The organism is Streptomyces sp. LUP30 (assembly GCF_001746365.1).
Taxonomy (GTDB): Bacteria; Actinomycetota; Actinomycetes; order Streptomycetales; family Streptomycetaceae; genus Streptomyces.
Genome location: NZ_MJAJ01000101.1, coordinates 1 through 9,464, shown reverse-complemented (window position 1 = coordinate 9,464; position 9,464 = coordinate 1). Strand labels below are relative to the sequence as shown.

Sequence of the window (9,464 nt, the reverse complement as noted above, 5' to 3'; positions counted from 1 at the left end):
ACACAGCCGCGCCCCACGCGGGGCCGGGCGCGCCGGCGGCGCCCTCGGCCGCGGCCCCCGCGCCCCCCGAACCCGCCACCGCGTCCTGCGGCCCCTTGCCCAACGGGACCCTTCGCACCGCGTCCTGCGGACCGTCCGTCACCTCGGAGGCGGGGGCGGGCCATGGATGGCGGGTGGCGTCGTCGGTCGGTTTCGGCGCCTCGTCGGACATGCGTGGATCCCCCTGTCGCCCGCTTCCGGGCCTGCGTCCTGCGTTCCATCACCCGTACGCCGTTCCACCCCGCGCACGTTCCGTCATGCTACGGCCCGTGGTCGGCCGGGCGCGTCCGGACCGGGCCCGCGGCCGCCCGTCGTCACCTCCCCCTACGATGATCCCGACCCACCGATCAGCCGATCACCCGCGTCCCGTCCGGCCCCCCGGCCCGGGGCGCCGTCCCGGGGAGGACCCCATGACCGACCGCCTCGACGCATCCTCAGCAGCCGCCGCGTCCGGCTCCCCCGCGTCCGGCGCACCCGCCGGCCCCACCGCGGCGGCCGCGGCCGGCGGCCGCGATCTGCACGCCTTCATCGCCGGGCTGCCCAAGGCCGAACTGCACGTCCACCACGTCGGCTCCGCCTCCCCCCGCGTCGTCTCCGAGCTGGCCGCCCGGCACCCCGACTCCAAGGTGCCCACCGACCCCGAGGCCCTGGCCGACTACTTCACCTTCACGGACTTCGCCCACTTCATCGAGGTGTACCTGTCCGTCGTCGACCTCATCCGCACCCCGGAGGACGTCCGGCTGCTGACGTACGAGGTCGCCCGGGACCTGGCCCGCCAGCAGGTGCGGTACGCGGAGCTGACGATCACCCCGTTCTCCTCGACCCGGCGCGGCATCGACGAACTCGCCTTCATGGACGCCGTCGAGGACGCCCGCAAGGCGGCCGAGGCGGAGTTCGGGACCGTCCTGCGCTGGTGCTTCGACATCCCCGGCGAGGCCGGGCTGGAGGCCGCCGAGGAGACGACGCGGCTCGCCACCGACGACCGGATCCGCCCCGAGGGACTGGTCTCCTTCGGCCTCGGCGGGCCCGAGATCGGGGTGCCGCGCCCTCAGTTCAAGCCGTACTTCGACCGGGCGATCGCCGCCGGGCTGCGGTCCGTGCCGCACGCCGGCGAGACCACCGGTCCCGGGACGGTGTGGGACGCGTTGACCCACCTGCGTGCCGAGCGCATCGGTCACGGCACCAGCTCCGCACAGGACGGGAAACTGCTCGCCCACCTCGCCGAGACCCGCATCGCCCTGGAGGTGTGCCCCACCTCGAACATCGCCACGCGTGCGGTCCGCACCCTCGACGAGCACCCGATCAAGGAGTTCGTGGCGGCCGGCGTCCTGGTGACGATCAACTCCGACGACCCGCCCATGTTCGGCACCGACCTCAACAGCGAGTACGCGGTGGCCGCCAGGCTCCTCGACCTCGACGAGCGCGGAGTCGCCGGCCTCGCGAAGAACGCGGTCGAGGCCTCCTTCCTGGACGAGACCGGCAAGCGACGCGTCAGGGACGAGATCGACGCCTACACCGCCGGGTGGCTCGCCCCCTGACGGCGGTCCACGGCGGCCCGCCACAATGGGCCCATGCAGAACGTGACCGCCGTGGGCCATCGCGGCGACCCCTACCGCTTCCGTGAGAACACGATCGACTCGCTGCGCTCCGCGCTCGGCCGTGGCGCGGACGCCGTCGAGTGCGACGTCCGGCTCACCAGGGACGGCGTGCCCGTCCTGCTCCACGACGAGACGCTGAAGCGGCTCTGGGGGCAGGACCGGCCGCTGCGCTCGCTGTCCGCCGCCGAGGTGCGCGGACTCACGGACGGCGCGGTGCCCACCCTCGCGGAGGCGCTCGCGGCGACGGACGGCAGCAGGCTGATGCTCGATCTGCCGGGCACCCGGGAGGAGCGCACCGCGCGGCGGATCGTCGACGCGGTGCGCGAGGCCGGGGCGGCCGACCGGGTCTACTACTGCGCCGACGCCGTGGCGATGCTCGCCGTGCGCGCCGCGGACCCGTCCGCCGAAATCGCCCTGACCTGCACGAGCCTGGCGCCCCCGCGCCCCGCGCTGCTCGCGGCGGTGAAGCCGCGCTGGCTCAACTACCGCTTCTCCCTGGTGGACCGGGACCTCGCCGCGCGCGTCCACCACGACGGCTTCCTGCTCTCCGTGTGGACCCCCGACACCCGCCGCGCGCTGCGCCGGCTCATCGACCTGGGCGTCGACTCCGTCACCACCAACCGCATCGACGTCCTGACCGCGCTGCGCGAGCGGGGCTGAGCCGCGCCGGACGTCACACGTCGGAGCGTTGCGGCGCCGTCGCCGGGTCCGATGGCGTCTCGCGGGTGACGTACTGCGGGACCGGTGTGTCGTCGCGGCCGGTGTCGCGGACCAGGCCGTAGCGCCGGACGCCCTGGGCGGGGCCGCTGGTGACGTCCTTGTGCACGGCGTCCCAGGTCGTCGGGAAGACGTTGAGGCCGTAGTCGGCGCCCCGCTCGTTCACGGTGAGGACGACGGTGCCGGCGAGGTAGAAGTACTCGTTCTGCCACATCTGCTGGGCGCCGGCCGGCAGGACGGCGTAGCCGGTGCTGCCGGCGCCCATGCCGGTGGCCGTGCCGTCGGCGCCGTCGACCGGGTCGTCCATGCGGCGTCCGCCGCCCGAGGCCACGTGGAAGAGCTTGCCCCTGAGGCCGGTCCAGGTCGGCATGACCAGGCTGCCGGACCGGTACTGCGGCGAGATCTGCCAGCGCACCAGGACGTAACCCTGTCCACTGAGCGTCACGGCGTCCCCGCGGTGGTTCATCGTGGCGTGCGGGCCGCCGCTGCTGGTGACGCCGGCCGCGGGCCGCTGCGGCAGGGCGCCGGGCGGGGTGTCCGGGTCGGGCGGGTGGTCCACGGCGTCGACGACGCTGCCGTACGGCGCGGTCTTCTCCTGCGTCACCGACGGCGAGGGCGAGGGGGAGGGAGCGGGTGAACGCGCGGGCGGGGCGGCGGGGGCGGACGCCGGCCGGGACGGGGGCGGCGGGGCGGTGGAGGTGCTCGCCGCCGTGGGCACTACGGCTGCGTGGGCCGGCGGCTCGCCCGGCGTCCGCACGACGACGTACGCGCCGCCCGCGGCGAGCGTCGCACCGGCCGTGACCGCCACGGCCGGCTTGGTGAGCGCCGCCAGCACCTTCGCGGACCAGCCGGCGGAGGCGGCGCCGGTGGCCGCGGCGGCCGTCTTGCCCCCGAGGACCAGGGAGATCGTGAAGCCGGCCGGGACCGGCACCAGGGCGATCCCGGCGAGCAGCCGTTCCGCCGGGACGACCGGCTCGCGGGCGTCGCCGCAGTAGCGGCAGCCGCGGATGTGCCGGGCCAGCCGCTTGCGCCAGACCGAGTCCGGTCTCCCGGTCCAGCGCGCGGTGAGTTCCCTCAGTTCGGGACAGGCGCCGTCGAGGGCGCGCACGATGCCCCGGGAGACCTCCAGGCGTTCCTTCACGCGTTGGACGCGCACGGCCGCGTGCGGCCGGCTGATGCCGACGGCGGCGGCCAGTTCACGCCGGGTGAGCTCGCCCGCGACCTCCAGCCACCACAGGGACAGCAGTTGCCGGTCCTCGTCGTCCAGCCAGCGCACCGCCTCCGCGACCTCGCGTCGCTGCCCCGCCAACTGAAGCCGCAGGATGGTGAGTTCGGCGAAGTCTGCGGACTCGCCCGGTGGCAGGCCTTCGTCGGGGCGCCGGTCCGTCTGGCGGCGCGCGCGGTCGCGGATCTGCCGCATGGCGATGGCGACCAGCCAGGAGCGGAAGCTGTCGGGGTCACGCAGCGAGCCGAGGTGGTCGACGGCGCGCAGCATGGTCTCCTGGACGACGTCGTCGACGTCGGCATGGCCGTCGAGCGCGCGGCCGACGATGTTGTAGACGAGCGGCAGCCAGCCCGCCACCAGGTCCTCCAGCGCCTGCCGGTCGCCGGCCTGCGCCTCGGCGATGGTGGCCCGCCAGTGCCCGCCGGCCCCGGGGTCGGCATACGTCGTCATGCCCGCACCCTCTCAGCCGGGCCCCCGCTGTCGGCAATGTCGCAGATCACACTCCGGAGACGACCCGCACGGCGCGCGGATAACACTTTTCCGGCAGGTTCGGCCGCGCTCCCGTCGCGGGGGTCCTCACCGCAGCGGCTCCTCCAGCGGCACGTCGCGGACCCCGGGGAGGTGGCCGTCCAGCTCTCCCGGCTCGAACCGGCACATGCCCACGGCGTGCCAGAACTCGCCGGTGACGTCCCCCTCGTACTTGTAGCCGCCGGACGGCGCGAGCGCGGCCCAGCCGCCCGGCAGTCCGACCAGGACGGCGCGGAGTGCGACCGGGCCGTCGGCGGGGACCTCCCACAGCCGGACCGTGCCGTCCTCGCCGCCGCTCGCCAGCAGCGAGCCGTCGGGGCTGAACGAGACCGCCAGCACCCGGCCGGTGTGGCCGGTCAGGACGGCGGACTCGCGGCCGGTGCCGGCGTCCCAGAGGCGGACCGTGCGGTCGTCGCCGGCGGTCGCGAGCAGCGGGCGGCGCGGATGGGCCGCGGCCGTCCACAGTTTGCCGCTGTGGCCGGTCAGCCGGTGCACGGCCGCGCCGTCGCGCCAGATCACCGCCCGGCCGTCCCAGGAGGCGCTGGCCAGCCAGGAGCCGTCGGCCGCGAACGTGACGGCGTACACCCGGTCGGCGTGTCCGTCGAGCACGGCGGTGACCCGGCGTTCGGCGACGTCCCAGATCCGGACCTTGCGGTCGTCGCAACCGGTCGCCAGGACCGCGCCGTCGGGCCGGAAACCGATGGAGCGGACCCGTCCGAAGTGCTCGCCGATGGTGACGACGTGCGCACCGGTCGCCCGGTACCACAGGCAGACCGTGTCGTCGTCGTTGGCGGTGGCGAGCAGTTCGCCGTCCGGGCTGAACGCCTCCGCCCAGACGTGGTCCGTCTCGACGTCCATCTCGCGCTGGTACTCACCCGTCCCGGCGTTCCACAGGTACATGTCGCCGTCGCTGCTCGCGGTGGCCAGCAGCGGGCCGCCGGGGCTGAACACGGCCGAGACCAGCCGGTCGCTGTGTCCGGACAGCTCCCGCAGCCGCCGTCCGGAGGAGGTGTGCCACAGCCGGACGACGCCGTCGTTGCCGCCGGCCGCCAGCATCGAGCCGTCGGCGCTGAAGGACAGGGTGGCGATGCGCCGCCCGTGGCCGCGCAGGATCCGCCGCCCCTGGCCGGTGGCCGGGTCCCAGAGCCGGACGACGCCGTCGTTGCCGCCGGTGACCAGCAGCGAGCCGGAGTCCGGGGCGAGCCCGGCCCCCGCGGACCCGGCGGCCCCTTCGCCGGCCGGGCGGAACTTGCACACCCAGACCGAGCCGCGGTGCTCGGGCGGCTGGCGGGTGAGGGGCACGGCGACCGGGTCGCCCTGCGGGTCGACCCGCCACAGCCGCACGACGCCCTGGCTGTCGCCGGCGGCGAGCAGCGTCCCGTCGGGGTCGAACAGCACCTGGTAGACGGCCCCGCGGCAGCCGCCGAGCACCCCGGCGCCGGCCCCGGCGGCCAGGTCCCACAGCCGCACCTCCCCCTCGGTGTCCCCGCTGACCAGGAACCGGCCCCCGGGGTGGAAGTCCAGCGTGTACACGCGGCCCGCGTGTCCGTCGAAGGTGTGCACCACCCGCCGGTCGGCCACGTCCCACACCCGCACGGTCCCGGCCCGCCCGTCGCCCATGTCGCCGGTGGCGAGCAGGGAGCCGTCCGGACTGAACCGGGCCCGGAAGACCGCCCCACGGTGCCCGGGCAGCGCTCCCAGCAGCCGGCCGGCGGCGAGGTCCCACAGCCGTACGGCGGCCGAGGCGTCCCCGGTGACGAGGGTGGAGCCGTCCGCCGCGAAGGCGACGGTGTAGACGGGCGCGGAGTGGCCGGGCAGCCGGTGCAGGGGCCGGCCCGTCGCCGTGTCCCACAGGGTGACCACGCCGTCGGCGTCGCCGGTGGCCAGCAGGGCGCCCCCGGCGTCGAGGGCGACCGGCCAGACCCCGCCGTCATGGATGCGCAGGACATGTCTGCACGCGCCGGACACCGGGTCCCACAACCGCACCGTGCCGTCGGCGCCGCCGGTGGCCAGCACGCGCTCGCGGAACTTGACGGCGTAGACCCGGTCGGTGTGGCCCTGCAGGGTGCGCAGCGCGATGCCGGTGACGGCGTCGCAGACCAGGACCCCGCCGTCCTCGCTGCCGACGGCGAGCAGTTCGCCGTCCGGACTGTACGAGATCGGTTCGGGCAGCCGGCTGGTGCGCATGTCGAAGCCGTAGGGCACGCCGACCGCGGAGGGCCGGAAGCCGGAGTCGACGCTCATGCCGGGGGCGAACGCGGCGGCGGCCAGTTCGGGGGTGTCCGGCAGACCGGCCCCGGTGGTCGCCGCGATGAGCGCGGCGCGCCGCCAGTTGCCGCCCTCGACCCGCGCGCCGGTGAGGTCCGTGCGGATCAGCCGGGCCCGCCGCAGGTCGGCGCCGCGCAGGTCGGCGCCGCTGAGATCGGCCCCGTCGAGCCGTGCGCCGGTCAGCCGGGCGTCGCGCAGGACGGCGCCGGAGAGGTTCGCGCCGACCAGGCGGGCGTCGGTCAGGTCGGCGCGGGTGAGGTCGACGCCGGAGAAGTCGCGGTAGGAGAGGTCCTCCCCGGCGAGGGCGGCGCCCCGCAGATCGGTGTGGGCGGGCACGCGCAGCCGGGAGAGGATCTTCACGGCGTTGGCGCGCGACACCTCCGCGCCGCCGGGGTCCTGCTCGTCCAGCACCTGTTCCGCCCACTCCTGGCAGGCGCGGTGGTCGGCCAGGTCGCACAGGAACTCGACGGCGAGCTGGCTGAGCTGACGCCGGCCCAGCAGCGCGCTGTCCCCGTCGGCCAGCCGCAGCGCGCACTCGCGGGCGATGAGCCATTCCACCACCGAGCCGTGGATGAACCGGAAGACGCCGTCCTCGCCGCGCACCAGCAGGCTGCCGGAGCCGACGGCGTGCGCGGCCTGCGGGACCGACAGGCGGCTGTCGGCGAGTCCGGTCAGGGTCTCGGCGACGTCGGTCAGCTCGTCGAGGCGCAGTGAGTCCTGGCCGCTCTGCCACAGCCGCAGGGCGAGCGCGGTGACCGCCCGCCACAGCTGGTCCAGGCTGAGTCCGGGGGCCCGGCCCGCGCCGCCGCCGGCCCGCTGCTGCTCGAAGCGCAGCCAGGCGGTGAGCACCTCCTGGTAGAGGCCGGCGGGGCTGAGGGCGCGGCCCGCGCCGGCGACGGCGCGCAGCTGGTCGTCGTCGAGGTCGGCGACGAAGCCGAGGAGACGGGGGTTGCGGCACAGGGCGAGCAGGTCGGGGATGGCGTCCAGCAGATGGACCCGGCGGTCGGCGGCGCGGTCGTCGCCGTCGTAGCGGTTGACCAGGTAGGCGCGGATCTGCTGCGGGGTGAACTCCTGGACGGCCAGCACCCGGCGGTGCGGGAGCAGGCCCACGCGTTCGCCGAGCGCGGTCAGCACCTGCCCCTGGGAGCGGAAGTGCTGGGTGCGGCTGCTGACGACGATCTTGGCACTGTCGACGGCGGAGTCCAGCAGCACCTGGAGGCGCTCGGCGGCGCGGTCGTACGTCACCCGGGTGACGAGTTCGTCGAAGCCGTCGAAGAGAAGCACGATGCGGCCCTGCTGGAGCATGTACCGGAAGGCGCGCAGGTCGATGTTGTCGACGCCGTGGGCGGCGAGGTGGGCGGCGACCAGGCCCTCGAAGGAGTAGGCCCGGTCCAGCGCGTTCAGCTCCACCAGCAGCGGGACCAGGTGCGGGAGTTCGACGGGGACGCGGCGGGCCAGCTCGCGCAGTGCGAACGTCTTGCCGTGGCCGAAGTCGCCCAGCAGGAGCAGGAAGCGGCCCTGGTCGGAGTCGAGGAGGCGGAGCATGTCGTCGACCAGGCCGTCGCGTTCCTCGGCGTCGAGGCGCTCGATCTCGCGGTACCGCTGGGGCAGGTACATGCCCGGCGGGTAGCGCAGGTCGGTGTGCAGCCGCTCGCTCTGGGCGGCGACGTAGGCCCGCAGGTCGAGGAGGCCCTGGAACTCGGTGAAGCTGCGCACCCGCACGCCTCGGCGGCGGGCCTGGTCGCGCAGCTCCCGGGCGGGCGGCGGTCCGTCGTGGACGAGTTCGGCCTCGGTCTCGGAGTCCGCCGCGTGGACGAGGGCGACCACCCGCTCGACGTCCTGGTCGGTGGGCGTGCCGGTGTGCACGGCGACGCGCTGCTGCCGTACGAAGCCCGACTGGGTCCAGGTGACGAGGAGTTGGGGAACCGGTCCGGACACCGGGCGGATCTGCGCGCCCTCGTGCCGGGTCCGGCAGACCTCCGCGACCCGGTCCAGCAGTATCTCGGCGGGGGACTGCACGGAGCGCGGCTCGGGGTCGGCGGCGGCGCCGGTGTCCGGCGCCTCGCCGGGATGGCCGCCGGGATGGCCGGCGCTCTCCTCGGGGGCGAAGGCGCGGTGGGCCCGTCGCCAGTCGGCCCGGGTGCGGCGCGGCTCGCCCGGGCCCGGCCAGACGGCCAGTCCGTCGCGGCCGATGCGCAGCAGCTGGTGCCGGGCGGGGCCGGCGGCGGCCAGCAGCGGCAGCTCTCCGGCGGCGGTGGGCAGGACGGAGTGCGCGCCGGGGCCGGTCGGGCCGTGCAGCAGCAGATGCAGCCGGGGGGCGGTGAGCCGGGCCAGCACGTCGGTGTCGCGCAGCGGTCCCGAGCCGTCCGGTGCGGCGGCGCCGCGCAGCACGCCGGCGCGGGCGGTCCCGGGGGCGTGCCGCAGCGCGCCGATCCGCAGCCAGCCCTCCTCCTCGTAGGGCCGCAGCGCCTGGGCGAACCAGGCGGCCTGCTCGGGCCCGACGAAGCCGTACTGGTCGTCGAGCCGGTGGCTGTACGCCATCGAGGAGTTGAGCCCGGCGACGACGGTGTGCAGTTCGGGCACGGGGAAGAGGGTCCAGGGCTGATCGCTGTCGAAGACGGCGTCGAGCCCCTGGTAGAGCTCCTGGAAGAGCCGGGCGAAGTGCCGCCACTTGGGCCAGTACGGCGGGCGGGGCGGCATCTCGTCCGCCTCGCAGGTGCTGAAGTAGGCCCGGCAGGCGGCCTGGTTGACGTCGTGACCGCCCGGGACGAGGGCCACCCGGTGCGGTTCGAGGCCGAGCAGCGCGCGCAGTCCGGTGAGGAAGGAGAGCGCCTGGTCGAACTCGCGGGGGCTGCCGGAGGCGGTGAGGTCGCCGGTGACGACCAGCAGATCGGGTCCGGGTGCGCCCGCGTCGGCGAGCTCGACGAGATCGCCCCAGATCGCCGCCTGCAGTTCGGCCGGGTCCTGGCCGCGTCCGAAGGCGGGCCCGGCCAGCTGCAGCACGGTGACCGCGTCCCGGGACGCCGGGGCGCCGGCGACCCGCGGGTAGCCGGGCGCGGCGGCGGGCCTGCGCCGTCCGGCCCAGCCGG

The 9,464-nt window shown here is 75.6% G+C and carries 4 protein-coding genes and 1 pseudogene; 2 read left to right on the top strand and 3 right to left on the bottom strand.

What is annotated here, in order from left to right:
• Positions 1-211: pseudogene (locus BG482_RS39565) on the bottom strand (hypothetical protein); the annotation flags it as partial.
• A gap of 238 nt (positions 212-449) precedes the next feature.
• Between BG482_RS39565 and BG482_RS39560 the strand changes: the two are divergent.
• Both BG482_RS39560 and BG482_RS39555 read left to right on the top strand, forming a co-directional pair.
• The gene (locus tag BG482_RS39560) at positions 450-1,577 is read left to right on the top strand and encodes an adenosine deaminase (RefSeq protein WP_079142698.1); all 1,128 of its coding nucleotides are present in this window, start codon (positions 450-452) and stop codon (positions 1,575-1,577) included.
• A gap of 33 nt (positions 1,578-1,610) precedes the next feature.
• Positions 1,611-2,297, top strand: coding sequence for a glycerophosphodiester phosphodiesterase (locus BG482_RS39555; RefSeq protein ID WP_069774055.1), 687 nt, complete (start codon positions 1,611-1,613; stop codon positions 2,295-2,297).
• Between the two features lie 13 nt (positions 2,298-2,310).
• Here BG482_RS39555 and BG482_RS39550 read toward each other — a convergent pair whose 3' ends face one another.
• Both BG482_RS39550 and BG482_RS39545 read right to left on the bottom strand, forming a co-directional pair.
• Positions 2,311-4,029: an RNA polymerase sigma factor gene (locus tag BG482_RS39550; protein WP_069774054.1), complete on the bottom strand. Its 1,719-nt coding sequence runs from the start codon at positions 4,027-4,029 to the stop codon at positions 2,311-2,313.
• A 126-nt stretch (positions 4,030-4,155) separates the two neighbouring features.
• On the bottom strand, positions 4,156-9,464 hold a 5,309-nt coding region (locus BG482_RS39545), incomplete at its 5' end, for a pentapeptide repeat-containing protein (RefSeq protein ID WP_256096619.1).

Coding starts and splice junctions, on each gene's coding strand:
- BG482_RS39560 (WP_079142698.1), top strand. CDS start 450: ATGACCGACCGCCTCGACGCATCCTCAGCAGCCGCCGCGTCCGGCTCC.
- BG482_RS39555 (WP_069774055.1), top strand. CDS start 1,611: ATGCAGAACGTGACCGCCGTGGGCCATCGCGGCGACCCCTACCGCTTC.
- BG482_RS39550 (WP_069774054.1), bottom strand. CDS start 4,029: ATGACGACGTATGCCGACCCCGGGGCCGGCGGGCACTGGCGGGCCACC.